The organism is Pedobacter psychrodurus, from assembly GCF_004331735.1.
GTDB lineage: Bacteria > Bacteroidota > Bacteroidia > Sphingobacteriales > Sphingobacteriaceae > Pedobacter > Pedobacter psychrodurus.
In genome coordinates this window covers 151,128-176,979 of the sequence record NZ_SJSO01000008.1, presented here as the reverse complement: position 1 = coordinate 176,979, position 25,852 = coordinate 151,128, and the positions used below count along the sequence as shown (strand labels likewise).

General features: G+C 38.1%; 23 protein-coding genes. 12 read left to right on the top strand and 11 right to left on the bottom strand.

What is annotated here, in order from left to right; all coding sequences use genetic code 11:
* Positions 1-15 precede the first annotated feature (15 nt).
* The 4 genes from EZ456_RS12420 to EZ456_RS25665 form a co-directional block, all read right to left on the bottom strand.
* Complete coding sequence (locus EZ456_RS12420; protein ID WP_131530573.1) at positions 16-2,283, bottom strand: DUF6263 family protein; 2,268 nt, start codon at positions 2,281-2,283, stop codon at positions 16-18.
* Positions 2,284-2,444: 161 nt separating this feature from the next.
* Positions 2,445-3,134, bottom strand: coding sequence for a VIT1/CCC1 transporter family protein (locus EZ456_RS12415; RefSeq protein WP_131530571.1), 690 nt, complete (start codon positions 3,132-3,134; stop codon positions 2,445-2,447).
* A gap of 124 nt (positions 3,135-3,258) precedes the next feature.
* Complete coding sequence (locus tag EZ456_RS12410) at positions 3,259-3,684, bottom strand: cupin domain-containing protein (protein WP_131530569.1); 426 nt, start codon at positions 3,682-3,684, stop codon at positions 3,259-3,261.
* A gap of 651 nt (positions 3,685-4,335) precedes the next feature.
* Positions 4,336-4,461, bottom strand: a complete 126-nt coding sequence (locus EZ456_RS25665) for a hypothetical protein (RefSeq protein WP_262711989.1) — start codon at positions 4,459-4,461, stop codon at positions 4,336-4,338.
* A 38-nt stretch (positions 4,462-4,499) separates the two neighbouring features.
* Between EZ456_RS25665 and sucD the strand changes: the two genes are divergently transcribed.
* The 7 genes from sucD (at position 4,500) to EZ456_RS12375 (ending at position 13,836) form a co-directional block, all read left to right on the top strand.
* Entirely contained in the window at positions 4,500-5,372 is an 873-nt protein-coding gene (gene sucD / locus EZ456_RS12405; RefSeq protein WP_116251676.1) for a succinate--CoA ligase subunit alpha, read from the top strand.
* Between the two features lie 561 nt (positions 5,373-5,933).
* Positions 5,934-6,437, top strand: coding sequence for a methionine-R-sulfoxide reductase (locus tag EZ456_RS12400; RefSeq protein WP_131530567.1), 504 nt, complete (start codon positions 5,934-5,936; stop codon positions 6,435-6,437).
* A 144-nt stretch (positions 6,438-6,581) separates the two neighbouring features.
* Positions 6,582-6,962 carry a septal ring lytic transglycosylase RlpA family protein gene (locus EZ456_RS12395; protein ID WP_131530565.1) on the top strand — a complete coding sequence of 127 codons (381 nt, stop codon included), beginning with the start codon at positions 6,582-6,584 and terminating at the stop codon, positions 6,960-6,962.
* Positions 6,963-7,417: 455 nt separating this feature from the next.
* Complete coding sequence (locus EZ456_RS12390; protein ID WP_131530563.1) at positions 7,418-8,389, top strand: ribonucleoside-diphosphate reductase small subunit; 972 nt, start codon at positions 7,418-7,420, stop codon at positions 8,387-8,389.
* 160 nt (positions 8,390-8,549) lie between these two features.
* Complete coding sequence (locus EZ456_RS12385; RefSeq protein ID WP_131530561.1) at positions 8,550-10,934, top strand: ribonucleoside-diphosphate reductase subunit alpha; 2,385 nt, start codon at positions 8,550-8,552, stop codon at positions 10,932-10,934.
* A 166-nt stretch (positions 10,935-11,100) separates the two neighbouring features.
* On the top strand, positions 11,101-11,322 hold the full coding sequence (locus EZ456_RS12380) for a cysteine-rich CWC family protein (RefSeq protein ID WP_131530559.1): 222 nt from the start codon (positions 11,101-11,103) through the stop codon (positions 11,320-11,322).
* Between the two features lie 546 nt (positions 11,323-11,868).
* Positions 11,869-13,836, top strand: a complete 1,968-nt coding sequence (locus tag EZ456_RS12375) for an SPFH domain-containing protein (protein ID WP_131530557.1) — start codon at positions 11,869-11,871, stop codon at positions 13,834-13,836.
* A 50-nt stretch (positions 13,837-13,886) separates the two neighbouring features.
* On the opposite strand, the gene EZ456_RS12370 is transcribed toward EZ456_RS12375, so the two are convergent.
* Positions 13,887-14,588, bottom strand: a complete 702-nt coding sequence (locus tag EZ456_RS12370; protein ID WP_131530555.1) for a DUF4328 domain-containing protein — start codon at positions 14,586-14,588, stop codon at positions 13,887-13,889.
* Between the two features lie 324 nt (positions 14,589-14,912).
* Between EZ456_RS12370 and EZ456_RS12365 the strand changes: the two genes are divergently transcribed.
* The 4 genes from EZ456_RS12365 (at position 14,913) to fabG (ending at position 18,218) form a co-directional block, all read left to right on the top strand.
* The gene (locus EZ456_RS12365) at positions 14,913-15,788 is read left to right on the top strand and encodes a carbon-nitrogen hydrolase (RefSeq protein WP_108198352.1); all 876 of its coding nucleotides are present in this window, start codon (positions 14,913-14,915) and stop codon (positions 15,786-15,788) included.
* A 125-nt stretch (positions 15,789-15,913) separates the two neighbouring features.
* Positions 15,914-16,990, top strand: a complete 1,077-nt coding sequence (locus EZ456_RS12360; RefSeq protein WP_131530553.1) for an agmatine deiminase family protein — start codon at positions 15,914-15,916, stop codon at positions 16,988-16,990.
* A 136-nt stretch (positions 16,991-17,126) separates the two neighbouring features.
* Positions 17,127-17,423: a GIY-YIG nuclease family protein gene (locus EZ456_RS12355; protein ID WP_225876529.1), complete on the top strand. Its 297-nt coding sequence runs from the start codon at positions 17,127-17,129 to the stop codon at positions 17,421-17,423.
* Between the two features lie 51 nt (positions 17,424-17,474).
* Positions 17,475-18,218: a 3-oxoacyl-[acyl-carrier-protein] reductase gene (fabG, locus tag EZ456_RS12350; RefSeq protein ID WP_131530551.1), complete on the top strand. Its 744-nt coding sequence runs from the start codon at positions 17,475-17,477 to the stop codon at positions 18,216-18,218.
* Between the two features lie 190 nt (positions 18,219-18,408).
* Here the strand turns inward: fabG and EZ456_RS12345 are convergent, their stop codons facing one another.
* A complete protein-coding gene (locus EZ456_RS12345; RefSeq protein WP_131530549.1) occupies positions 18,409-19,143 on the bottom strand; it encodes a L,D-transpeptidase family protein in 735 nt (244 codons plus the stop codon).
* Between the two features lie 186 nt (positions 19,144-19,329).
* Between EZ456_RS12345 and EZ456_RS12340 the strand changes: the two genes are divergently transcribed.
* Positions 19,330-21,414 carry a hypothetical protein gene (locus EZ456_RS12340; RefSeq protein WP_131530547.1) on the top strand — a complete coding sequence of 695 codons (2,085 nt, stop codon included), beginning with the start codon at positions 19,330-19,332 and terminating at the stop codon, positions 21,412-21,414.
* Between the two features lie 61 nt (positions 21,415-21,475).
* Here EZ456_RS12340 and EZ456_RS12335 read toward each other — a convergent pair whose 3' ends face one another.
* From EZ456_RS12335 to EZ456_RS12315, 5 genes are all read right to left on the bottom strand, one after another.
* Positions 21,476-22,090: a trimeric intracellular cation channel family protein gene (locus tag EZ456_RS12335; RefSeq protein WP_131530545.1), complete on the bottom strand. Its 615-nt coding sequence runs from the start codon at positions 22,088-22,090 to the stop codon at positions 21,476-21,478.
* A 96-nt stretch (positions 22,091-22,186) separates the two neighbouring features.
* On the bottom strand, positions 22,187-22,486 hold the full coding sequence (locus EZ456_RS12330) for an FtsB family cell division protein (RefSeq protein WP_131530543.1): 300 nt from the start codon (positions 22,484-22,486) through the stop codon (positions 22,187-22,189).
* Positions 22,487-22,689: 203 nt separating this feature from the next.
* Entirely contained in the window at positions 22,690-23,985 is a 1,296-nt protein-coding gene (gene eno / locus EZ456_RS12325) for a phosphopyruvate hydratase (RefSeq protein WP_131530542.1), read from the bottom strand.
* Positions 23,986-24,402: 417 nt separating this feature from the next.
* Entirely contained in the window at positions 24,403-25,251 is an 849-nt protein-coding gene (locus tag EZ456_RS12320) for a DUF2911 domain-containing protein (RefSeq protein ID WP_131530541.1), read from the bottom strand.
* A gap of 73 nt (positions 25,252-25,324) precedes the next feature.
* On the bottom strand, positions 25,325-25,834 hold the full coding sequence (locus EZ456_RS12315; protein ID WP_131530540.1) for a GNAT family N-acetyltransferase: 510 nt from the start codon (positions 25,832-25,834) through the stop codon (positions 25,325-25,327).
* Positions 25,835-25,852: the final 18 nt, after the last annotated feature.

The window sequence follows — 25,852 nt, the reverse complement described above, 5'->3', positions numbered from 1 at the left end:
TACATTAGTCTCTTTTTATTCCGAAATAGACTGAAAAGATTTTAAAATATCCAGCCAATCTTTTCCAAATTCGATATTGATCATTTTACCACTTGGAGAGATTAAAATTTTCGAAGGATAACCGTCAATTTTATAATTTCTTTGTACAATGCCATCTGATAAGGCTACGGGGATAGAAAATTTATTTTCTTTAAGGTAGCCTGCAACCGCTATTTCTGTGTCTTGGCAAGCAATGCTTAAAAAATTAACCTTGCCATGTTTGCCTGACTTCGACTCCTCGTAAAACTTATTCACCTTAGGCATCTCTTCTCTACATGGACCACACCAGGTACCCCAAAAATCGAGTACCGTCCACTTATTTTTAAACGATTCGGAATGGTATGAAATACTGTCGCCATATTTTAATGAGAAATCCGGTGCTTTTTGCCAGTTCTCAACTACATCGTTTACAAAAAAAGCCTTAAAACTTTTTTCAGCGAATCTTTTTGTAAAAAGGGCTTGCATGGTAGTTAAGTTATCTGGATTGGTATTAATATCTTCCTTAACTAAGCTTAAAAACTGATCGTCATCTTTACTGGCCAATATCTTGTTTAGATAATCTTCTCGGTAATTTTCCTTCGACTTTAAAAACGCACGGTCATAAAAGCTGTCATGAGATTTTTCTTTCGTGTTTTTAGGAGAAAATTTAGCTGCCAGGGCAAGGTATTTTACTGCATTAACACTGTCTTTTTCCGCCTCTTGCTGATATTTAAGATAGTAGGCATAAGCCAATAGATTTTGTTGTGCAAAACGTATATTGTTTAATGTATCTATTGTTGCTTTGTACAGTTTTTCTGTAGTGCTTACAAGCAAATTTTCGGCTTCGGCCAGTTTGCCATTGTTAAATAACATTTGGCAGGTAAGCAGCGCGTATCTGCCAGCATTGCCGTCTTTAACATCAAATGTACTTATATCTTTCGCTGTTTGAAGCAGCGCAAGGATATTATCTGGGTTTTTCTTGGCCAATGTCCATAAGTACAAGGGAGCAATGTTTTTATTGTACATTGCTTTGTCTTTTTGGAACAGCGTTAAAAGCTCATAGCTGTTTTTTTCTATTTTATCCCTTCCTTCAAACTGATGCGACATGATGAATTTCTGAGCAAGGGAATTCTGTATCCAATCTCTAAACGAATTTGGGTTTGCTTTATAAAGGTATTTGCATATTTCGTAAGCTTCAGTTGCATTGCCTTGATCTATAACCTCTTGTAATTTGTTGTGGAGATGTGAACCTTCATTTTTAATGTATTCGTTTGGTGTTTTTAACAATAAGCTATCATAGATTTTATAATTCCCCAATTGCTGAATAATCGCTAATTTTTGAACTGCATAATATTGGTCATTAGCAAATAGTTTATCATAAGTTTTAAAAGCCGTTACTGCTTTAATGGAGTCATATTCATTGCCTGCCTTTCTTAAACTGCTGCTCCAATAGCTCAACTTTGCGGCCATATTAATCCAGGCTGTATCTATCTTTTTATTACTAATTATATTGCTGATACTAATTGATCGGTTTAATTTAAATTCTCCAGCTTCTTTATTGGTAGAAGCGTTATTTGATTTAAACTTGTAATTTCTGATCAAACCTGATGGGTATTCAAGCTGGTATACTGCTTTTACATCATAATTTTTGTATTCTGTGTTGATTGCGCTGATGTAATAAACGTTATCTTTAATTTTATCAACCGTGTAGGTCAGGTTTCCACTCTCATCAAGCCATTTGGTAGATGCTTTTAGAGGTAAATTAGGAAACTTAAAAAATAATTCCTGTATTTTTTTATCTAACGATTTACAGCCTTCGTTTATAAAGGAGGCAGAAAATTCTTTTTTTATTTCCCACTTTTTGAAAGCTAATTCCAGGGCTTCTTTAGCTCCTTTAATACTGACTACTTTACCTTTTGGGCTTACTTGCACAACCAGGGGTTTGTTTAATAATGCCAGCGTAATTAAGCCATTGCTGGAATTCAAATGGGCATTCCTGATGCTGTCTGTATGAAGTATTGTTTTGAAAATTTGACCTCCCTTAATCACTGCCCCTGAGATTTTAAATTCAAATAAATTATCTTCTCCTTCTTTTTTATCCAAGGAATGAAAGGTATAAGAGAATCGCTCAAGTTCTTTTTTTTGTGCATCAATGCGCTGCTCGTTTACATATTCGAAAACTTTATTTGCAGGCATTTTAAATTGTTGCGCATAAGATATTGCCCAGGTGCTAAAACTGCAAAAGAACAGAAATGCTTTTTTCATGTGATGTTGAGTTTACGTTGTTAGATTATTGATGTTAATGAAAATTAGGTAAAATTTTAATTAAAAATTAGAACAAACGTTTGTGTGATTTTTAAAAGCCGTTAGGTGATGAGCTACTGCGAGTACAGAACTCAAAACCTTAAAATGCCTGCGGAGAACTCTTAACTGATCTTAGTGCCAAAGAGATATCCGGCTAAAGCAGTTATTACCATGGCAACAGTTCCCCAGAAACAAATTCGTAATATCCCTTTAATCATACTTGAGCCACCTGCCTTTGCTGCAATTGCACCCGATAAAGCCAAGAATACGATGGCAAAACCGTATTGATAAAATACCATCGACTTTATCGGAGCAAGAAAAGCAACAAGAAAGGGTAAGATGCCGCCGCTGATAAAAGATGCTCCAGATGCAAAAGCAGCTTGAAGTGGTTTTGGCTGGGTAATCTCGTTAATGCCCAGTTCGTCTCTTGCATGTGCTAATAAAGCATCTTTCTCGGTTAATTTTATGGCCACCTGCATCGCTAAATCTTCATCTAAGCCTTGCGCTACATATATCTTGGCAAGTTCTTTCAGCTCTACCTCAGGCATGGTTTCGAGTTCTATTTGCTCGCGTGCCAGATCTGCTTTTTCAATATCGGCCTGTGAGCTTACCGAAACATATTCGCCAGCAGCCATAGATAGTGCACCAGCCACTAATCCAGCCAGGGCTGCCAGTACAATCGGACTCCTCGTATCACTGGCTGCGGCAATACCAATAACCAAACTGGTTGTAGAAATAATGCCATCGTTGGCACCAAGTACGGCAGCCCTTAGCCAGCCCGTTCTATTGGTATAATGTTTTTCTAGTTCCATTTTTGGTTATCTGTTCTCTAGTTGTAGTATCCAACGTCCCCCTTTGAAGGGGGCAGGGGGATGAAAAATAGCGCTATCCTTATCCCCTCCGAAGGGGGAGGAAATGGCTTAGGTCCGAATATCATCATTTCTTTTCGTAAACAATTAAAATGGTCAAGTCGTTACCCGCATTTGGGGTAATACCATGCGAACTCCCTGGCCGGGTTAAAATGGCATCACCAGGTTTAACAGCAAAGGTTTTTCCGTTCATCTGCATGGTTCCGTTTCCGCTGATCACATAATAAATCTCATCTTCTTTTTGTAAATGGTAACCAATAGAAGAGCCTGGTTTTAAAATCCTTTTACGGAATGCTGTTTTCAGATTTTTAGCATCGCCAAAAAAGTTAAAACCAATTGTTTTACCACCACCATTATGTGTTCCTGGTTCTTCTTTGGCTATTTCAACATCGTTTTGGAGAATATATTTAGTAGTGTCGGTACTTTGCGCATGGGCATTTATTGAAACAAAAAAGCTTGCAAAAATGGTTGCGATTGGAATTAATTTTTTCATTATGTATATTTAGTCTTTTAGCTTTGGTCTTTAATCTTTAAGCTCAAAAGATAAATTTAAGCGTTTTGCATGGATGTTGCCACAAGCACCAGCACTTTGTTACTAAACCTCCAAAAGAACCAGACTGCTTATTTCTTAACCCTAGGCATTAATGTTTTTGATTTGAAAACGAACGGGCTGTAGTTCTTGGCGTTTGAAGCCCTGCCATCCACTATAGCTCCGATAGAAGACCTGTGAAACAAGCAAGCACACCAAAATATAACATAAACCGGTGCTTAAATCGGAGGCTGCCGTTCCTGTCAGGTTTATAACCGAATGGTTTGCTGCTAGCATGTGGCCAAAATCATTTAACCGCTGTAACTAAACCCGATCAAAGCGTGATGCCGATTTAAGCACTTGTTTTTCTTGTTTTATGGTGTGCTTGCTTTTTCACAGGTTTCATCGGCAGAAGCGGGAGCGGGACTGAAAGCCGCCAAAAGAACTGAACTGTTCATTTCCTAAACATTAACATTTTTTATTTGAGAACGAACAGTTTACCGTTTTTGCTGTTTGAAGCTCTTCAATCCGCTTTATGTTACTACACTCCTGTTTATAACCGAAAGGCTTGCTCCTGATATGGTGCAAAAAGGATTTCTTTTTTGTATCTAAGCGCTATAAAGGCACTCTCAACTTTACTTCTGGATAAAGCGTATGACGGGCTATAGCCGCCATAAAGCATTTCCTTACATTTTCCTGAAAAAACGGACTAAATAATATGGTTTTAGATTTGAATTCCATTACAATAATATTAGCTTTGCACAAAAAAATATTGATACATGAGCGTTTTAGTAAATAAAGATTCTAAGGTTATCGTTCAGGGTTTTACCGGAAACGAAGGAACTTACCATGCTGAGCAGATGCTGGCCTATGGTACAAACGTAGTTGGTGGTGTAACGCCTGGCAAAGGTGGGCAATTGCATTTAGAAAAGCCTGTTTTTAATACTGTTAAAGATGCCGTTGATAAAACGGGTGCAAATGTATCTATCATTTTTGTACCACCAGCTTTTGCTGCTGATGCAATTATGGAAGCTGCCGAAGGCGGTATTAAAGTTATTGTTTGTATTACTGAGGGTATCCCAACTAAGGATATGATTCAGGTTAAAGAATATATTGCTGATCGCGATGTTACCCTTATAGGCCCTAACTGCCCAGGTGTAATTACTGCCGATGAAGCTAAAATTGGTATCATGCCAGGGTTTATCTTCAAAAAAGGTCATGTAGGCGTGGTTTCTAAATCAGGAACTTTAACCTACGAAGCGGTAGACCAAGTGGTTAAAGCTGGTTTAGGTATTACAACGGCTATCGGTATTGGTGGTGACCCAATTATCGGAACACCAACTGTAGAAGCAGTTAAATTATTAATGAACGATCCTGAAACACACGGTATCATCATGATTGGTGAGATTGGTGGTGGAATGGAAGCTGAAGCTGCCCGTTGGATCAAAGAACACGGTACTAAGCCTGTTGTTGGTTTCATCGCTGGTCAAACTGCGCCTGCGGGACGTAGAATGGGCCATGCTGGTGCTATTGTTGGCGGTGCCGATGATACTGCAGCTGCTAAAATGAAAATCATGCGTGAGTGTGGTATTCGTGTAGTAGAAAGCCCTGCTGAAATTGGTGCTGCAATGGCAGAAGAATTAGCAAAATAAGGTTTAAAAGTCTCATTATAAAAAGAAGCGTTTCGATTAATTTCGGGACGCTTTTTGTTTGTGATTTTGCCACGGAAGCACTGAAGGCACGGAAAAGAATTGGTTTTTGATCTCACATCGTTTAACCGCAGAGAGCGCTAAGGTTTGTTAACCACTAAGGCACAAAGCACACAAAGCTGGGCTTTCATTCCTGTCTTTTTTCGTTTTCATTCCGTCGTTCTCGCGCAGGTGTGAACCACGCAAGTGCTTAGGTAAGCTAATCTTAAAGCTTTTGACTAAGCTTAACTACGAGGTTGAATCCATTGAACCCAATTTCCCCATAACCATGTGTGGAAGAGGCTATAGGAGTGGTTAGGCTATGGGTTAAAACCACTAACCCTCGTTTCCTCTCCTCCAGGAGAGGGACGTGTAGAAAAAGAACATACCACCCAAACTTTGTTAGGGTGAGGTTCTGCACCCAAAACTCCCAACTAAAAACACACATTTATCATCGCTCTGTAAACTGTACGCCATAATTCAAAACCAGCAAACCAAAACAAAATCTATAGCGTATATTGAGGTATGAAAACGATGTTAAATAAACTATTTTTGCTTTCTGCTGTTGTTTTAATAACAGGTCTTTCAGCTTGTGCACAAAAGCAAGATAAGAAAGCCGTAAAACAATCGAAGGAAACAGAACAAATCATACCAAAGAAGAAAATGAACTGGAATCCATTAACACCCGAAGAAGAAAGAGTAATTGTAAATAAAGGTACAGAATACCCTGGTACAGGTAAATACGAGCATACAACAGATAAAGGAACGTATACCTGCAAACGTTGTAATGCAGCCCTATACCGTTCTGAGAGCAAGTTCGATGCACGTTGTGGCTGGCCTGCTTTCGACGACGAAATTAAAGGCGCTGTAAAGCGTATTCCTGATGCAGATGGTTCACGTACAGAAATAGTTTGTGCCAATTGTGGCGCGCATCTTGGTCACGTATTTGTAGGCGAAGGATTTACCAATAAAGACACCCGTCATTGTGTAAATTCTATCTCAATGAATTTCGTGCCGGATAAAAAATAAGGTGGGTATAGTAGGGTTAGGTAGAGGCGTACAGCAATAAGTTGTACGCCTTTTTTAATGCACAAAATAAGGCTGTTTTTCCCCAAATTATTGATTATAAACTAAATGCTTATATTTGCAGGCTCGATAAAGAAAATTTAGCCTATGAAGTATCTGCTGTTATTAAGTTTTTGTTTCCTGTTTTTACAAGGTAAAGCACAAGACTCTGATTCATCAAACGAACCAGATAGCATTAAAAAAACAGTTCTCGCCACTTATTATCACAGAAAATTCGAAGGCCGCCGAACCACCAGCGGCGCCAAATATAGGGCAAAAAAATTAACGGCCGCCCACCTTACTTTGCCATTTGGCACCTTGGTTACAGTAACCAATCCTGATAACGGAAAATCAGTAGTAGTGAAAATAAATGACCGTGGTCCTTTCTCTAAAAGATTAGCTATAGATCTGTCTGAACGTGCAGCAAAACAGATTGGTATTTATAGTAAAGGCATAGCTAAAGTAAGCCTTAGTTATACGCTTGAGTAACACTCTTTTTAGCTCTATTTAGGGCTTATTATACCCCTCAAATTTAAGTTATTAACACTCATTTTTGTTTGCTAAACCCTTGAAAAGAAACGATTAGCTTTTTTTTCGCTTGAAAATGATATTCGACTGATCGTTTTTCCCCAGCAATTGGGTGAGGTGTTAACAACTTTGGTTCACAAAAAAGGGCCACCGTATATATATTTGTTATAACAAAGTTCTTTAACTTCTTGCGCTTGAAAACAAATATAAAAGCTTAGTTTTTAGTAATTTACACGTATATCATCCTGATTACTATTTTAAATTTCCCTAACTAAAAATTCAGTTGTTTGTCGGGCAATAGGGTTAGCACTTTCACAACAGCGTTTTGATAAAAGACATTACAATCATCATATAAAATTGATGGATGCGTGCCTTTGTCGGCTCTGTTAAAAAAATAGAATTAAAAATATCAGCGTATGGAACAGGAATTACTACTACAAGAAAACAAAGATAGATTTGTGCTTTTGCCGATTAAGTATCCGGCAATTTGGGAAATGTATAAAAAGACCGAAGCTAGTTTTTGGACTGCAGAAGAGATTGATCTTTCTGACGACCAGAAACACTGGGATAATTTAAATGATGGCGAAAGACATTTCATTTCTCATATCCTTGCTTTCTTTTCTGCTAGTGATGGTATCGTGAACGAAAACCTTGCAGTAAATTTCATGAGTGAGGTTCAATTGCCAGAAGCACGTTGTTTTTATGGTTTCCAGATTATGATGGAAAACATTCATGCCGAAACCTACGCCCTGTTAATCGATACTTATATTAAAGATCCCGAAGAAAAAGACCGTTTGTTCCACGCTATTGATACTGTTCCTGCAGTAAAAAGAAAAGCGGAGTGGGCTTTACGCTGGATCGACAACGGTACCTTTGCCGAACGTTTAGTGGCATTTGCTGCGGTTGAAGGTATTTTCTTTAGCGGAAGTTTCTGCTCTATTTTCTGGTTAAAGAAACGTGGCTTAATGCCAGGATTAACTTTCAGTAACGAATTAATTTCGAGAGATGAAGGTTCGCACTGTGAATTTGCTTGTTTGTTGTATAGCATGTTGAGTAATAAATTGAGCGAAGAACAAGTTCATGGCATTATCAGCGATGCTGTAGAAATTGAAAAAGAGTTTATTACCGAAGCATTGCCTGTTGCCTTAATTGGTATGAATGCCAAGTTAATGAGCCAATACATTGAGTTTGTAGCCGACAGGTGGTTACAAGAGCTGGGTTACAAAAAAATCTACAACGCCACAAATCCATTCGATTTTATGGAAATGATTTCATTGCAGGGTAAAACCAATTTCTTCGAGAAACGTGTTGGCGATTATCAAAAAAGCGGTGTATTAACCTCTGCTGATAATAACAAACAGGCGTTTTCTTTAGACGAGGACTTTTAGGGTAAAAGGTAGAGGGTGTAAGGCATAAGGTTTAAATATCAATACCCGATACTCATTACTTGATACCAATCAAATAAAATAACAAAAAATACAAAAGTGATGATTAAGTCTTGATGCTTGATAATCACGACTTAATAATAAAACTTAAATCTCATAAAATATGTTCGTACTAAAAAGAGATGGCCGCAAAGAAGCGGTGCAATTTGACAAAATCACAGCTCGTATTCAAAAGTTGTGCTATAGTTTAAATTCAGATCTAGTAGATCCAATTGATGTTGCCAAAAAGGTTATTGAAGGTTTATATGATGGTGTAACCACATCTGAGTTGGATAATCTTGCTGCAGAAACTGCTGCATCGTTAACAACGAAGCACCCTGATTATGCTTTGCTAGCATCGCGTATTGCGGTTTCCAACCTGCATAAAAACACCACTAAATCATTCTCGGGTACGATGAAAATGTTGTACGAATATTTCGACCCGAAAGCGCAGAAGGCAGCACCGCTTATCGCTGATGATGTTTATGAGATTATAGAAAAAAACAAGGATATTTTAGATAGTTCTATCATTTACGACCGCGATTTTGGTTTCGATTATTTCGGTTTCAAAACTTTAGAAAAATCTTACCTTTTAAAAGTTAACGGTCAGATTGTAGAACGCCCTCAGCATTTGTTTATGCGTGTTTCTGTTGGTATCCACAAAGAAGATATCGATAGCGCAATCAAAACCTATAACTTAATGAGCGAGCGTTGGTTTACACATGCTACACCAACATTGTTCAATGCAGCTACCCCAAAACCTCAAATGTCGTCATGTTTCTTGTTAACCATGCAAGATGACAGTATTGAAGGTATTTATGATACTTTAAAGCAAACGGCTAAAATTTCGCAAAGTGCTGGTGGTATTGGGTTAAGTATCCACAACATCCGTGCTACAGGATCGTACATTGGTGGTACAAACGGTACAAGTAATGGTATTATTCCAATGTTACGTGTATTTAACGATACTGCCCGTTACGTAGATCAAGGCGGAGGTAAACGTAAAGGAGCGTTTGCGATTTATTTGGAGCCTTGGCATGCCGATGTTTTCGAATTCTTAGACTTGCGTAAAAACCATGGTAAAGAAGAAATGCGTGCGCGTGATTTGTTCTATGCCCTTTGGATTAACGATTTGTTTATGCAACGCGTTAAAGATAATGGCGAATGGACATTATTCTGTCCGCACGAAGCACCAGGTTTAGCAGATTGTTTCGGTGCTGAGTTCGAAGTCTTGTATACTAAATACGAAGCAGAAGGCCGTGGCCGTAAAACCATTAAAGCACAAGAACTTTGGTTTGCTATCTTAGATTCTCAAATTGAAACTGGTACACCATACATGTTATTTAAAGATGCTGCGAACAGCAAATCTAACCAACAAAATTTAGGTACCATTAAGAGTTCTAACCTGTGTACCGAAATTATTGAGTATACTTCTAAAGATGAAGTTGCGGTTTGTAACTTAGCATCGTTAGCATTGCCTCGTTTCGTAATCAATGGTGCTTTCGATCACCAAAAATTATATGATGTAACTTATCAGGCTACTTTAAACCTGAACAAGATCATCGATCATAATTATTACCCGGTACCAGAAGCCGAAAATTCAAACATGCGTCACCGTCCGGTTGGTTTAGGTGTACAAGGTTTGGCTGATGCCTTTATCTTATTGCGTTTACCTTTCGAAAGTGATGAGGCTAAACGTTTAAATAAAGATATTTTCGAAACGATTTATTTCGCTTCAATGACTGCTTCGCACGATTTGGCTGTGAAAAATGGTCCTTACCAAACTTTTAAAGGTTCTCCATTATCAAAAGGAAAATTCCAGTTCGATTTATGGAATGTTACACCAGATAGTGGCCGTTGGGATTGGAATGCATTGCGCAAAAAAGTAGTTAAAGATGGTGTGTACAACTCATTATTGGTTGCACCAATGCCAACTGCTTCTACTTCTCAAATTTTAGGTAACAATGAATGTTTCGAACCATATACTTCTAACATTTACACCCGTCGTGTATTAAGCGGGGAGTTTGTAGTGGTAAACAAACACTTATTGAAAGATTTAGTAGCATTAGGATTGTGGAACAACGATATGAAAAACCAGATCATATTGGCTAACGGTTCAGTTCAGGCAATTGATTCGATTCCAGATTACATCAAAGAATTGTACAAAACGGTTTGGGAGATCAAGATGCGTAACATCATCGATATGGCTGCCGATCGCGGTGCTTATATCTGCCAATCGCAATCATTAAACTTGTTTATCAATGCACCAAATACTTCAAAATTAACTTCAATGCACTTCTACGCATGGGAGAAAGGTTTGAAAACGGGTATGTACTACTTACGTACTCAGGCAGCTTCTCAGGCGGTTAAATTTACAGTAGAAAACCAGGGTGGTAAAGCCATCGAAGCGGTTATTCCTGCTGAGATGACACAAGATCAGGTTGCAGAAGAAATCGTTGACGGACCAGTTTGTTCAATGGAAGAAGGATGCATTAGCTGCTCTGGATAAACTCCTAAATCCCCTAAAGGGGACTTTTAAGAGTGGCCGTCATGCTGAATTTATTTCAGCATCTATCAAATAAGATCCTGAAACAAGTTCAGGATGACGAATCTAATAATATCGTAAGGTTTTGGGCAAACGCTCAAAACCTTATTTTTTGTTTATACTTTTGTATATGTCTTCACACATCCATAGCGCCAAACACGAAATCATTCCTTGCGAGCGATGTAATGGTGCTATTGAATGCAAAGCAAACTCTTATACCAAATGTCAGTGCAGCGTAGTGCAGTTAAGTATTAACGAGGTACAGTATATCTCAGAGCTATACGATGGCTGCCTGTGTGCCAAGTGCTTATTCGAACTGCAACAGGAATATCGTGTAGAAATAGGCGCATAAAACTTTGTGATCTCCGTGTTTTTGTGGTTAAAATAATTTGAAAAGCAAGGTTCCATGCTTTTGGGGCGGTTCCTGTCCCGCTTTTCCTTCTGCCGATTGGAAGGAATCGGCATTCGTACAATCGGGTTTAGTTAACCTGGGTCCTGCTCTTTTCTGAAAATTCTTTATTTCTGCTCACCTCTATTTGGTTCCAAATTTTGATGAAATACTGTACTCCAATTTGGTCAATTGTATAGGTCTAAAAAAGGACAGCTTTTTCCTTATTAATTGTTAATTATACATTTAAAATTTCCGGAGCTATTCGCTAAAACCTAAAAGGTTAGTTTTTGTGCTTTATAAGCGTTCAGTTTGGCTATTTGCAAAAATGTCATCTGTACTTGGTATTTCGGTTAAAATCAATCTTGAGCCATCTTTAAGGGCTTAAAATCAATAAAAAATAGTTTAAAAATAAGTGTTGAAAATGGTAACAAAGCACATCGTTTGCTATCAATATCATGCTTAATAAATGGTTTATTAGGGTAAAAAAAACAGAAAATAATATAAATTATGGAATCGCTCATTTCTAACTATTGGTGGGTTTTAGTGGCACTGTTGTGCGTAGTTTTATACAAATATATTTTACGTTTCTTATTCGGGATGGTTATTGTTCCCGAAGATAGGATCGGATTGATTACCAAAAAATTTGTGCTCTTCGGTTCCGACCGAGAGCTGCCCGATGGCCGCATTATCGCCGTTAAAGGCGAAGCTGGTTTCCAGGGAAAAACACTGGCGCCGGGATTGTATTTCGGAATGTGGTTCTGGCAGTACAGCGTAACCATGGAACAATTTACCATCATTCCTGAAGGTAAAATTGGGCTCATTATGGCTAAAGATGGTTCGGAAATCCCGACGGGAAATATCCTCGGACAGCGGGTAGAATCTGATAATTTTCAGGATGCGGTGAAGTTTCTTGATAACGGCGGTCAGCGAGGCCGGCAAACCTCTTATATCACTTCGGGTTCTTATCGTATCAATACGATGTTGTTTCAGGTTTCCGTTACCGATATGATCAGGATCCAGGAAAGTATGGTGGGTATTGTAACCACGTTAGATGGTCTGCCGATTGAGGCCAACCAGATTGCTGGTAAACTGGTTGATGGACACAACAATTTTCAGGATTTCGATGCCTTTATCAAACAAGGTGGTAATCGTGGTTTACAACCTCAGGTAATTTTAGCAGGATCTTACAACCTTAACCCATGGGCAATTCAATTAGAGGAAATCCCGATGACTGAAATCGCAATCGGTTATGTAGGCGTTGTGATCTCGTTTATTGGTACAGATGGAAATGACTTAACTGGTGCCGATTTTAAACACGGTAATATCGTTGGTAAAGGTTCTAAAGGTGTTTGGCTCGAACCGCTTGGCCCGGGTAAATATCCGATTAACAAATACATTATGAAGGTAGAATTGGTGCCAACAACTAATCTGGTGTTAAACTGGGCATCGGCACGTAGCGAAGCGCACAATTTGGATAAAAACCTGTCGACCATTACAGTACGTTCAAAAGATGGTTTCCCCTTCAATTTGGATGTGGCGCAGATTATCCATGTACCAACTACAGAAGCCCCTAAAGTAATTGCACGTTTTGGTAACATGGTTAACCTGGTTTCGCAGGTTTTAGAGCCTACAATTGGTAACTATTTCCGTAACTCGGCACAAGGAAGTGATGTAATTGCTTTTTTAAGTACACGTAAAGAGCGTCAGGAATCGGCAAAAGAGCATATCCGCAAGGTGCTTGACGAATATAACGTAAATGCGGTTGATACGTTGATCGGTGACATTGTTCCGCCAGAATCGTTAATGAAAACCTTAACCGACCGTAAAATTGCAGAAGAGCAGAAGGTTACTTACGAAACCCAGAAACAGGCACAGGAAACGCGCCAGGGGATGGAGAAAGAAACTGCGATTGCCGATATGCAGAAAGATATTGTGAAAGCACAACAAAGTGTAGAGATAGCCGAACGTACCGCAAGTGCAACCGTTAAAAAATCTGAAGGTGATGCCGCTGGTGTAAAACTAGCTGTGGGTGCAGAAGCTGAGGCCACTAAAATGAGGGCACATGCCGAAGCAGAAGCCACCAAAGCAAGGGCACAGGCCGATTCGGAAGCCATTAAGTTAAGGGCTTCGGCAGAGGCTGAGCAGATTTCGTTAACAGGTAGTGCCGAAGCAGGTAAAATCTTAGCCGTAGGTAAATCAACCGCCGAAGCTTACGAACTTGCTGTGAAAGCTTTGGGAGGCGAAAACTTTACCCGTTACAAAATTACCGAAGAGTTATCAAAAGGTAATGTGAAACTAATTCCTGATGTATTAATTGGTGGCAATGGTGGGAATCATGGTGGTTCGGCAATGGATGGCCTATTGGGACTGAAACTGATGGAATTAATGGATCCTCAAGCACGTAAAGAAGTGGTAGCGGTTGCAGAAATTGTAGAAACAAAAACAAAGCCTAAAAAGGATAATATTAATCCATAATTGGTTTTAATCAAAATATGGCTTCTTGATTTTGTCAAGAGGCCATATTTCTAAAATTCAGGATTTAAGTAAGTATTTTCAGTTGATATTATAATTTTGTCACCTTTTACCTCTATCAACAAATTTTCAATATCTGAATAATCTTTAATCACTTTTACGGTAATTAACGAGAGGGGTAAGCCAATAAGATTTCCTACCATGCTGGCAATAGTTCCATTTGTTAGCGAATCGATATTGTCGCTATTCAATGTTGTACGGAAAACGACTTGGCCAATAATATTACTGATAATCCATAGGCCCCACCACCAGCCTAAATATGAAGTTGTAATCGCTTTTGTCTGGTTTGTTTCTTCAAATAAGATTTCATTGGTTTTTGTATACATTTCTTTCATTATCTGATACGGTTTGTATAGACAGATAAAAGGTATAAACCAACTTAGTGCAGCCCAATTATCAGAACTGGAAAGATAATCCGTTTTTAGCTGAAGATTAAAGTACGCCCTTCTAAACCATCTGATAAAAGTGATACAGGAGGTTAGGTATACACCAAAATATAATATCGCAATAATGCGCTCTCTTATATCGTTAGCATTAATTTCGCTATTTGAAATGCTACTTCCAGACGAAACGGTTTTTAAAAGATCATATTGGAGATAACTCGAAAAAAATGAGATAATTTCTAATGTTAGAACAATCCAAATCATTATAATGGCAATTTTTGCCCTTTTTTCGTTGGGTCTGATGAGATTCATTTTGAGGTTAATTTTTTTATAATGATACAAAAATTATCATTATAATATTAGTGATCAATCAATTTATGTGCTTGGTAGTATAAGTGATTTTAGGTTCATTATGTTTATAGGTTTCATTTATTGCACTATCAATCGCTCACATTCTAAAACTCCTTATCTACATACACTTTTCTAAAAACAATTACATAATTATGCAGTTCTACTTTTAAACAAAATAGTAACTTTGCAGCCTAATTTTGAATGACTGAGTTTTGAATGAGTGAAAGGCTACACGTTAAGCATTCAATCATTTAATCATTTAATCATTCTCTCATTTCAAAAAACATGAAGAAAGTAAAAGTTGGCTTAGTGCAAATGAGTTGTACTAAAGATAAGCAGGAAAATTTAGATAAAGCGATTGCGAAAGTAAGAGAAGCAGCTGCAAAAGGTGCGCAGATTGTGTGTTTACAAGAGCTTTTTACTTCGCTGTATTTCTGCGATGTTGAAGACTACGACAATTTCGATTTAGCTGAGGCTATTCCAGGACCATCTACTGATGCTTTACAAGTGGTGGCCAAAGAATTGGGCGTGGTAATTATTGCTTCATTGTTTGAGAAACGCGCTGAAGGTTTATACCACAATACAACGGCTGTTTTAGATGCTGATGGTTCATATTTAGGTAAATACCGCAAAATGCATATTCCTGATGATCCAGCTTTCTATGAAAAATTTTACTTCACACCGGGCGATTTGGGTTATAAGGTTTTTGAAACCAAGTTTGCTAAAATCGGTATCCTGATCTGTTGGGATCAATGGTATCCTGAAGCTTCGCGTATTACAGCGTTAATGGGGGCAGATATCATGTTTTATCCAACTGCAATTGGCTGGGCTACCGATCAGGATGAAGAAACCAATCAAGATCAATACAATGCTTGGCAGACCATCCAACGTTCACATGCAGTCGCAAACGGTGTTCCTGTAGTAAGTGTAAATCGTGTAGGTTTTGAACAAGATGGCGCTATGAAATTCTGGGGCGGAAGTTTCGCTACAAACGGACAAGGCAAACTACTTTATTTAGCTTCACATGATTTAGAAGAAACTGAAGTAGTTGAACTGGATCTGTCTGAATCTGATTTCTTCCGCAAACATTGGCCTTTCTTAAGGGATAGAAGAATTGATTCTTACCAGCCGATTACTAAAAGATATATTGACGGGGACTAAGCTGAAAGATTAAAGACCAAAGCTTAAAGCGAAAAGTAAATACAGGTGTCATCCTGAGCATGTCGAAGGACTAAAACATTTCGACAAGCTCAATGTGACACCTTTAAATTATAAGACTTAAACGAATGTCACAATTTCCTCCAAGAAAAGATTTAAATATTAATCAATTCGATTATTCACCGAAACAACAAGGTTATGCTTTTCCTGCCGAATGGGCAAAACATGAAGCAACATGGTTAAGCTGGCCACATAAAGAAGAAAGCTGGCCTGGTAAAATCGAAACCATTTACGAACCCTACTGCAAGTTTATCAAAGCTGTTGCGGAAGGCGAGAAAGTACGCATCAATGTTAAAGATGAAGAAATGAAAGCTTTTGCTATTTCTGAATTAACGAAAGTAGATGCGGATTTAAGCCAGATTGAATTTTATTTCAATGAAACCAACGATGCCTGGTGCCGCGACCACGGACCTGCATTTGTGCTAAAAGGAAATGAAAAGGCAGTGGTTGATTGGGGCTATAATGCCTGGGGCGGTAAATACCCTCCCTTTGATTTGGATGATGTGGTGCCAACAAAAATTGCCAATCATTTTAAACTCCCCTTATTTACGCCTGATATTGTGATGGAAGGTGGTTCGGTAGAATTTAATGGCGCTGGAACGGTTTTAACCACCACTGCTTGTTTGTTGAACGAAAATCGTAATCCACATTTAACCAAAGAACAGATAGAACAATATTTGCTTGAATATTACGGACAGGAACAAGTGTTATGGCTAGGCGATGGAATTGTTGGTGATGACACTGATGGCCACATTGATGATATCACGCGTTTTGTAAACGAGGATACGGTTTTAACTGTTGTAGAAAGTAATCCGCTGGATGAAAACTATCTCCTGTTACAAGAGAATCTGGAGACTTTAAAAACACTTAAACTAAAAGATGGCAGATCATTGAACATTGTTGAACTGCCTATGCCATCACCAGTGATTTACGAGGATACCCGTTTACCTGCATCCTATGCCAACTTTTACATTGCTAATGCGGCCGTAATTGTTCCGGTTTTTGATGATGTGAACGATGAAAAAGCATTAGAGATTATTCAAGGCTGTTTTCCCGATAGGAAGGTGATCGGTATCAATTCAGTAGATATTATCTGGGGCTTGGGAAGTTTTCATTGTTTGAGTCAGCAGGAACCAGCGGTTTAGTCAAAAGTCATTAGTCAATTTTGCCCGGTTGTCATCCTGAGCCTGTCGAAGGACTTATTTGTGGTGTTTCGACAAGCTCAACATGACAGTTTTAGCAAGAAATATTTTTAGTAACTTTATGTTCCTAAAGATCATTATGACTAGAATACATAACTATTTTGTCTACATTCTGGAATGTTCGGATAAGAGTTATTATGTTGGAGTAACAAATGATTTAGAAACCAGACTTTCAGAACACAATAATGGAGAAAATGTTTTCGCTTATACTTTTTCAAGGAAGCCGGTAGTATTAATGTATTACCAAAGATTTGATCAAATAGAAGACGCAATAGATTTTGAGAAGCAGGTAAAAGGATGGAGTAGAAAGAAAAAAGAAGCTTTATTCAAAGAAGATTGGGATGAAATTTTAAGATTATCAAACTATAAAAATTAATAACAAGTTCGGTCTTCGACAAGCTCAGACTGACAGACAATAAAATAACAAATGAAATTATTAGAAGGAAAAACAGCATTAATTACAGGCGCATCTAAAGGAATTGGCCGTAAAATAGCTGAAAAATTTGCCGAGCAGGGCGCTAATGTGGCTTTTACATATTTATCATCAGTAGAAAAGGGTGAAGCTTTAGAACAGGAATTACAGAGCTTTGGAACAAAGGTTAAAGGTTATCGTTCTGATGCGTCTAAATTTGCTGAAGCAGAGCAGTTAATCAACGATGTTGTAGCTGAGTTCGGTACCATAGATATCGTGGTAAATAACGCAGGTATTACTAAAGATGGCTTATTGATGCGTATGAGCGAAGAAAACTGGGATGATGTGATCAATATTAACTTAAAATCGATCTTCAACGTAACCAAGGCAGCTTCTAAAGTAATGATGAAAGCCCGTAAAGGTGTTTTTATCAACATGGGTTCTATTGTTGGTACTACAGGCAATGCCGGACAAGCAAATTATGCTGCATCTAAAGCTGGGATCATCGGTTTTACTAAATCAATCGCTAAAGAATTGGGTTCGAGAAATATCCGTGCCAACGTTGTTGCTCCAGGATTTATCCGTACCGAAATGACAGATATTTTAGATCCAGCAGTTGTTGCCGGTTGGGAAAAGGATATTCCTTTAAAACGTGCTGGCGAAACTGAAGATATTGCGAATGTTTGTGTGTTCTTAGCATCAGATATGAGCGCTTATGTAACTGGTCAAACCCTATCTGTTTGCGGCGGAATGCTGTAAGAAAGGTAGAGGGTTAGAAGGTTTAGGGTGGAGGGTTTAGGGTGGAGGGTTTCTTTACCTAAATACTAAAATAATAAAGGCGTAAGGTGGGTAATAACCCTAAACCTTACGCCTTTTAGCTTTTACCTTATTTAAGATCAGAACCTTTCAACATTCCAACTTTTAACATTTCAACGTTAGAACATTCCAACTATTTTACAACATATTTTCCTTTAAACTCAGTAATCTTCGCTGGCATTTTATTCTTCTCGAAAGCTAAATATCCTGGTTGCAAGGATTTCCAAAAGTTGGCTTGTGCAGGGAATTGAGCAATGTATTTCTTCATATTTCCATCGGTCATTTTGAAAGGGTAAATGTTAACAGGAATCTTTTCCTGTCCAGCATTTCTGGCCTCAATCCCTAAAATATAAACCTCTTTAATCTTTTCGTCTGTTAAAGGGATACAACCAATCGTTACACAATTACCATGAATGTAGATGTCACTTCCTGGTTTTCTATCTTTTCCGGTTCTCGCATAATCTACGGTATTTGGATAGTTTACACCTAGTGATAAGTGAAAATTGCTCATCGGGTTAAAAACATTAATATAATAAAAACCCTCGGGTGTTTGCCCATCACCTTCAATTACTTTTGGGCCAATGGTGCCAGAATGCGCACAGAAATCGTAAGTTCTAAATAAAGAATAGGTTTTAGCCGAATTATTCTTTAACCATACTTCAAGCTTTCCTTCTGTTTTATAAGCATTGATTACCATGGAAAATCTATCTCCATAACCACCAGCTTGAACAAATTTTTTCAGTGTTTCCCACTTTTCGTTGTAAGCCTTTTCTACTCTTTCAAATTTAATTTGTGTGGCTTTAAAATTATTTTGGGCATTCACCATAAAGCTTAGCGCTAGCAAAAAGGTTAAATAGATTAATTTCATAAATTTTGGTTTGGTTAAAAATAAGTAATTAACCACATAGGCCATAGCGTTTTTTTGTTGTTTAACACAGAGAACAGAAAATAATAAGGCTATGGTAATGGCTCTGTGAAACTCGGTGTAATTTCTTCGTGCCCTTTGTGGTTAAATTCTTGAAAATTTCCCCAAAATTACCATCTTTATAAAAGTATGAATAGTTTTTTTTCGGGTACTTCTATTTTATTTTTTCTGGGTTGCTTGGCGTTGGGCGTGTTGTATGCTTGGTTGCTTTATCGTGGCAACAAAAATTTAGATAAAAAACTTCAGTATGGCTTAACTGCATTACGAATTATTGTGGTTACAACTATTGCGTGGTTAATATTTGCACCCCTCATCAAAACATTAAATTATACCTTAGATAAACCTGTAATTATTATCGGACAGGATAATTCTCTCTCTGTAGGTCAGGTTAAAGCAGCTGGTTTCGACCAAAAATTATACGAGCAAAACCTTAAAACATTACAAGATAAACTATCAGATAAGTACGAGGTGAAAACGCTTCACTTTGGAGATCAGGTTGCAGATGGTTTCGATTTTAAAAATCTAGGAAAATCAACGGATGCCTCGGCCTTTTTTCAGAAAGTTAGAGATGAATATACCAACCGAAATGTTGGGGCAATTATTTTGGCAACCGACGGCATTTTTAATCATGGAGGAAATCCACTGTATAGTGTAAATCAGATTAATGCCCCGGTTTATACCATTGCTTTAGGCGATAGTATTCCAAAACGTGATGTATTAATTTCGAATGTAAATTATAACAACATTGTGTACCTGGATGACGATTTTACCATCGAAGTTCAGGTTCAGGCTTTTCAAAGTAATGGCGAAAGTACTTCTTTAACGGTGAGCCAAAATGGCGCAAAGGTTGAGCAACAGAATATAGTCATTAATGGAAGTTCTTTCGTTAAAACGGTTCCTGTTAAGATTCATGCGGGTAAAATCGGCGTTCAGAAATATACTGTGCAGTTGGGATCCTTACCAAATGAAATTACGACCAGAAATAATGTTCAGACCTTTTATGTCGAAGTTATTGATGGCAGGCAGAAAGTATTGCTTGCAGCCGTTGCACCACATCCCGATTTAGGGGTTTTAAAGGAGGCTATTTCGATTAATAAGCACTATGAAGCTAAACTAGCCCTTGCTGATGACTTAAATACAACAGATCCGTCTAAATTCGATTTAATCATATTATATCAACTACCGGATGTGCAGAATGTTTCAGCTGCTTTTTTAAAGAAATTAACTGGTTTAAAGAAACCGATCTGGTACATTTTGGGTGCGCAAAGTAATGTAAATGCTTTCAATCAGATCCAAAATCAGGTCAACTTAGGCGCTGCTAATGGTTCCATTCAAGAAGTATATGCCGATTTTGCTAATGGCTTTACCAGTTTCAATCTCTCTGAAGAAGATAAAAAACAGTTTTCAACTTTCGACCCTTTGTTAAGTCCGTTTGGAAGATTAACAGTAAATGCAGGCGCAACACCCGTTTTTAACCAGCGTATCGGCAAAGTAAGCACACAGCAACCATTACTCTTCTTTGCGAATGAAAATGGCTTAAAAGCTGGTTATTTAACGGGAGAGGGGCTTTGGCGCTGGAAACTTTCGGAGGCTGAAAATGAAAGTAATCAACCGGTTTTAAACGACCTGATTTCAAAAACAGTTCAATATTTATCTGTTAAGGATGATAAACGGAGATTTAAGGTTTTTACATCGAAATCTGCTTATGATGAAAATGAAGCGATCCAGTTTAACGGCACACTTTATAACGATAGCTATCAGCCTGTAAACGAGCCAGAAGTTAATCTTCAGGTTAAAAATGAAGCGGGCAAAGTATTTAACTATGTTTTTTCTAAAACCGAAAATGGTTATCAACTAGATGCAGGAACCATGCCTGCAGGTAATTATTCTTATTTAGCCAATACCGAACTGGGAGGGAAGAAATTCATCGCTACAGGTAGCTTCTATGTAAATGCACTGATTGCGGAATTTCAGCAAACAACAGCCAATCATCAGCTTTTAAATTCGATGTCTAAACAAAGTAATGGCAAACTGTTTATGCCTGAAAACCTGCTCAAAATAGCCGATGAGATTGCTAAAAATGAAAATATTAAAACCATCAGTTACGAAGACCGTAAATACGACGAATTAATTAGCATAAAATGGCTGTTCGGCTTAATTTTGATTTTGCTAGGAGTAGAGTGGTTTTTGAGAAAGAGGAATGGGGAACTCTAAGTTTTGAGTTGGGTGTGGTGTTTGGAGACTCAAAACTCTAAACTGAAAACTCCCAACTGAATTAGTGCCATTCATCCCTATAAACAAATTTGGGCATGTGCCATTCGAATCGGATAGAAAGTAACCGCAGCGCTAATCCGATAATAGCAGCTGTAATGGTAGCCAGCATCTCGCTTCCGTGAAAATGTTCTATGCCGATATACACAGCACCAGTTACTATTGCTGCACTGGCATAAATCTCTTTTCTAAAAAGGAATGGAACTTCATTACAAAGTACATCGCGAAGCACACCACCTGCACAGCCTGTAATCATTCCACTGAAGAGTACAATTAAATAAGGCAAATGAATTTCTTGTGCAACCTGACAGCCAATAATAGTAAAAACCACTAAGCCTAATGCATCGAGATAAAGAAAAAGCTTTTTGAGCTTGGTCATGATTGATGCAATAAAGGCAGCAAGTAAGGCTGCTGCCGCGGTAATCACCAAATATTCTGGATGTTCTACCCAGCTCATCGGATAATGGCCAAATAATACATTTCTAACCGTACCACCGCCCAAAGCAGTAACCCAGGCAATAATACAAACACCAACCCAGTCCATATCACGCCTGCCTGCAGAAAGTGCAGCGGTCATCGCTTCAGCTGTTATGGCGATAATGTAGAGGATGTGGAGCATGCGGAAGAGTTGTAAAGTTGGATTGGCAAATTGGTGGGAATTGTTCTATAGCTTTATTGTTGAATTGTTGGGCGACTCCAAACTCCCAACTCCCAGCTAGTCTTTTTTCTCTTCCCGAATAATCACAAAAACATCTTCATTATCTTTTTTCATGAAGTATTTTTCACGTGCAAATTTTTCAGCGGTATTGAGGTTGGTATTCAGCTCGTTTAAATCTTTTTTAACCTGTTCAGTTTCTTTCTCAAAATATTCTTTTTCTTCCTGCAATTTATTGGCCTGACTGCGGTATTCGTATTGCGACATCATATCATTTTTGTCGAAAAATAGCATCCACATCGCAAAAGCGACAGTAGCAAGGAAATATTTATTGCGGAAAAGATCTATTAAACGTTTCATATATTTTGATATGAGATTTTAGATGTGAGATTTGAGAAGATCAAATCCAACAAACAAATATAGTATTAAAATAAAAACATCCGAAGATTTAAAATCTCCAGATGTTTTGCAAATAAGTTTTTCAACTTGTTAACACTCCTCTCTGCCTTGCGGCATCTCTCCTAAAGAAGAGAAAAGAAGTCCCCTTAAGGGGATTTAGGGGTTTATTTTTTAGCGTATTTGAATTTTGAACCGATGAAACGTGCGTTTTCACCTAATTCTTCTTCAATACGTAATAATTGATTGTATTTTGCAATTCTGTCTGAACGAGATGCAGAACCAGTTTTGATCTGTCCGCAGTTTAATGCAACAGCTAAATCTGCAATCGTAACATCTTCAGTTTCGCCAGAACGGTGACTCATTACCGAAGTATAACCACTGTTTTGTGCTAAAGTTACTGCGTTGATGGTTTCAGTTAAAGAACCGATCTGGTTCACTTTTACCAGGATTGAGTTAGCAGTATTTTCGTCGATACCACGTTGTAAACGTGTAACGTTGGTTACAAATAAATCATCACCAACCAATTGAACACGGTCGCCAACTTTATCAGTTAAGCTTTTCCAGCCAGTCCAGTCGTTTTCGTCCATACCATCTTCTATAGAGATAATTGGATATTTTGCAGAAAGATCAGCTAAATATTGTGCCTGCTCTTCGCTAGAACGAATTACACCAGTAGCACCTTCAAATTTAGTATAATCGTATTTGCCATCTTTGTAAAACTCAGATGATGCACAATCTAAAGCTAAACAGATTTGAGAACCTGGTTTGTAACCAGCAGTTTCAATTGCTTTTAATACCGTTTCAATTGCATCTTCAGTGCCATCAAAAGTTGGTGCAAAACCACCTTCGTCACCTACTGCAGTAGATAAACCCCTATCGTGAAGAATTTTTTTCAAGCTATGGAAAACTTCAGTTCCCCAACGTAAAGCCTCAGAGAAAGAAGGCGCGCCAACTGGCATAATCATAAACTCCTGGAAAGCGATAGGCGCGTCAGAGTGAGAACCACCGTTGATGATGTTCATCATCGGAATAGGTAAAGTATTCGCATTAACACCACCAATGTAACGGTATAATGGTTGACCAATTTCATCAGCAGCAGCTTTAGCAACAGCTAAAGAAACACCTAAAATGGCATTAGCGCCTAAGTTACCTTTGTTTTCGGTACCATCTAGGTCGATCATTAATTTATCAATTGCATTTTGCTCAAAAACATCAATACCTCTTAATGCATCAGCAATTTTAGTATTTACATTTTCTACAGCTTTTAAAACACCTTTACCTAAATATGTAGATTTATCACCATCACGTAATTCAACAGCCTCATATTGTCCAGTAGATGCACCGCTTGGTACAGCAGCACGGCCAAAAGCGCCTGCCTCTGTTACTACTTCTACTTCTACTGTTGGATTGCCTCTCGAATCGAGAATTTGTCTGGCATGGACATTAACGATTATGCTCATTTTTATTTGATTTTTTATTGATTTTTTAACCTGCTTAGTGTATAAAGTACAATTACTAAGCGCAACATCAAAGTTAGTATATTTTTTAAATAAATAAAGAGATTAAGGGCTTAATGTTACGATAGTTGTTTGAGTTAACTGATCGTTAATTTTAACTTAATATTGGTTGGTAAACCCGTGTGTTGCATGAGATCTTTAGAAGCTTAGTTACATATTACTTTTTTGAAAAGCAATTTCAGTAATACATCGGTTTAGGCTGGTCCTGCTTTCCATTACAAGTCCTCACTAGTTCTTCATTCGGGGCTTTCCATTGCAATCGGGTTTAAATTACTTAGGTTCTGTAATTTTTAGGGGTTAAGCCAGGCCTGATTGTAATATACTATCGGTCGGTGTCTCACCGACCGAAACATTACCTTCTTATTTTTTAGCTTCGGCCAAAAGTTCTGAGTTTAAGCGTACATATTCATCAACCTTTTGTGCTTTTGCAGCATCAATGCCTTGTTGCGCCGTAGCTGCTGCGCCAGCTTTATCGCCCATTTTTAATTGGATACGGCCTTTCCACAATTTAAACCAAGGCGCTTTCATATCCGACTTTTCCGCCTCTGTCATCCATTCTAATGCGGTTTTTAAATCTTTTCCATTTTGATAATAGTACAATGCAGCATTAAAATAAGGTTTTTTTTCGCCTTTCATCGCCTCTGCAATATTAGCCATCACTTTCTCATCTATAGATGTAGTAATATTGATGGCAAAGGCATTGTTCTCCCAGATCATATTTAACGTTGCAGAAGTTTCGCTAACAGCAGAAAATTGCATGCTAAGGGTTTCTACTTTATCTTTTAGCGTTGTCGTTTTTACTTTTACACGTAACACGTCATCGCTTTCTTTATATTCGTATGCACCCCATTGATCGGCAATTTTATTAAAAATAACCGTCCACTCATTTTTGCCGGGGATACTGAATAGGCCATATTCGCCAGCAGGCAAATCTTTACCCTCAATTTTAACATTATCGGTAAATTTAATACGTGTAGCTCCGTTTGCTCCTGTGCGCCAAACTACTCCCATGGGTTCCATACCACCAAAAATTTTTCGGCCTTTAACATTTGGGCGAGAGTAGGTTAAAGTTATTTTGCCTAATCCAAAATCCTGGATAATGGTTTGTCCACTACTGGCTTGTGGGAATTTGGCTCCCTGGGCATTTGCGAGATCTGCTGCGCCTAAAAGCGCAATAAACAGCACTACTGATTTGATCGATAATTTCATTGCTTTGTTGTTTTTGGTTTGCACGAATTTACGCAATAAGCTTCGAGTTTAACAAAATGATTTAATTCTGTTCTCAGATCAGCTGGTGCTTCCTAAACCCAAAAATTAATTCGTCAAAGTATTCGCCATTTTTAAAAATGGTGCCTTTTAATTCCGCTTCGAAAACAAAGCCAGCTTTTTTTAAAACCTTTTGCGAGGCCAGGTTGGTATGAGAAGTCCGCGCAAAAATCCTTTCGATATCAAATGTTTCGAAACCATATTTCAACATTTCTTTTACCGCAAGTGGAACAATGCCCTTACCCCAAAAATCTTCGGCAATCCAATAACCTATTTCTGCGCTTTTGCTATAAATATCAGCCAGTTGATGCACACCTATTGATCCAATTACTTCATTGTTAACCACAATAGCCTTGATTTGTAAAGGTTCGTGGCTTAAAGCTAATCGAATAAATGCTTCACCATCTTTTTTTTCGTAAGGAAAAGGGAACTTATTGGTTAAAAATTTCGAAATCTTTGCGTTATTAGCATGTTTAACCAAACTTTCGAGGTCGCTGGCTTGATAAGGGCGTAAGGTGAATTGCATCGTGTAAGATTTTATTAA

Bases quoted from the DNA above. Each gene is read 5' to 3' on its own strand.
- EZ456_RS12420 (WP_131530573.1), bottom strand. From the start codon at position 2,283: ATGAAAAAAGCATTTCTGTTCTTTTGCAGTTTTAGCACCTGGGCAATA.
- EZ456_RS12415 (WP_131530571.1), bottom strand. From the start codon at position 3,134: ATGGAACTAGAAAAACATTATACCAATAGAACGGGCTGGCTAAGGGCT.
- EZ456_RS12410 (WP_131530569.1), bottom strand. From the start codon at position 3,684: ATGAAAAAATTAATTCCAATCGCAACCATTTTTGCAAGCTTTTTTGTT.
- EZ456_RS25665 (WP_262711989.1), bottom strand. From the start codon at position 4,461: ATGGAATTCAAATCTAAAACCATATTATTTAGTCCGTTTTTTCAGGAA.
- sucD (WP_116251676.1), top strand. From the start codon at position 4,500: ATGAGCGTTTTAGTAAATAAAGATTCTAAGGTTATCGTTCAGGGTTTT.
- EZ456_RS12400 (WP_131530567.1), top strand. From the start codon at position 5,934: ATGAAAACGATGTTAAATAAACTATTTTTGCTTTCTGCTGTTGTTTTA.
- EZ456_RS12395 (WP_131530565.1), top strand. From the start codon at position 6,582: ATGAAGTATCTGCTGTTATTAAGTTTTTGTTTCCTGTTTTTACAAGGT.
- EZ456_RS12390 (WP_131530563.1), top strand. From the start codon at position 7,418: ATGGAACAGGAATTACTACTACAAGAAAACAAAGATAGATTTGTGCTT.
- EZ456_RS12385 (WP_131530561.1), top strand. From the start codon at position 8,550: ATGTTCGTACTAAAAAGAGATGGCCGCAAAGAAGCGGTGCAATTTGAC.
- EZ456_RS12380 (WP_131530559.1), top strand. From the start codon at position 11,101: ATGTCTTCACACATCCATAGCGCCAAACACGAAATCATTCCTTGCGAG.
- EZ456_RS12375 (WP_131530557.1), top strand. From the start codon at position 11,869: ATGGAATCGCTCATTTCTAACTATTGGTGGGTTTTAGTGGCACTGTTG.
- EZ456_RS12370 (WP_131530555.1), bottom strand. From the start codon at position 14,588: ATGAATCTCATCAGACCCAACGAAAAAAGGGCAAAAATTGCCATTATA.
- EZ456_RS12365 (WP_108198352.1), top strand. From the start codon at position 14,913: ATGAAGAAAGTAAAAGTTGGCTTAGTGCAAATGAGTTGTACTAAAGAT.
- EZ456_RS12360 (WP_131530553.1), top strand. From the start codon at position 15,914: ATGTCACAATTTCCTCCAAGAAAAGATTTAAATATTAATCAATTCGAT.
- EZ456_RS12355 (WP_225876529.1), top strand. From the start codon at position 17,127: ATGACTAGAATACATAACTATTTTGTCTACATTCTGGAATGTTCGGAT.
- fabG (WP_131530551.1), top strand. From the start codon at position 17,475: ATGAAATTATTAGAAGGAAAAACAGCATTAATTACAGGCGCATCTAAA.
- EZ456_RS12345 (WP_131530549.1), bottom strand. From the start codon at position 19,143: ATGAAATTAATCTATTTAACCTTTTTGCTAGCGCTAAGCTTTATGGTG.
- EZ456_RS12340 (WP_131530547.1), top strand. From the start codon at position 19,330: ATGAATAGTTTTTTTTCGGGTACTTCTATTTTATTTTTTCTGGGTTGC.
- EZ456_RS12335 (WP_131530545.1), bottom strand. From the start codon at position 22,090: ATGCTCCACATCCTCTACATTATCGCCATAACAGCTGAAGCGATGACC.
- EZ456_RS12330 (WP_131530543.1), bottom strand. From the start codon at position 22,486: ATGAAACGTTTAATAGATCTTTTCCGCAATAAATATTTCCTTGCTACT.
- eno (WP_131530542.1), bottom strand. From the start codon at position 23,985: ATGAGCATAATCGTTAATGTCCATGCCAGACAAATTCTCGATTCGAGA.
- EZ456_RS12320 (WP_131530541.1), bottom strand. From the start codon at position 25,251: ATGAAATTATCGATCAAATCAGTAGTGCTGTTTATTGCGCTTTTAGGC.
- EZ456_RS12315 (WP_131530540.1), bottom strand. From the start codon at position 25,834: ATGCAATTCACCTTACGCCCTTATCAAGCCAGCGACCTCGAAAGTTTG.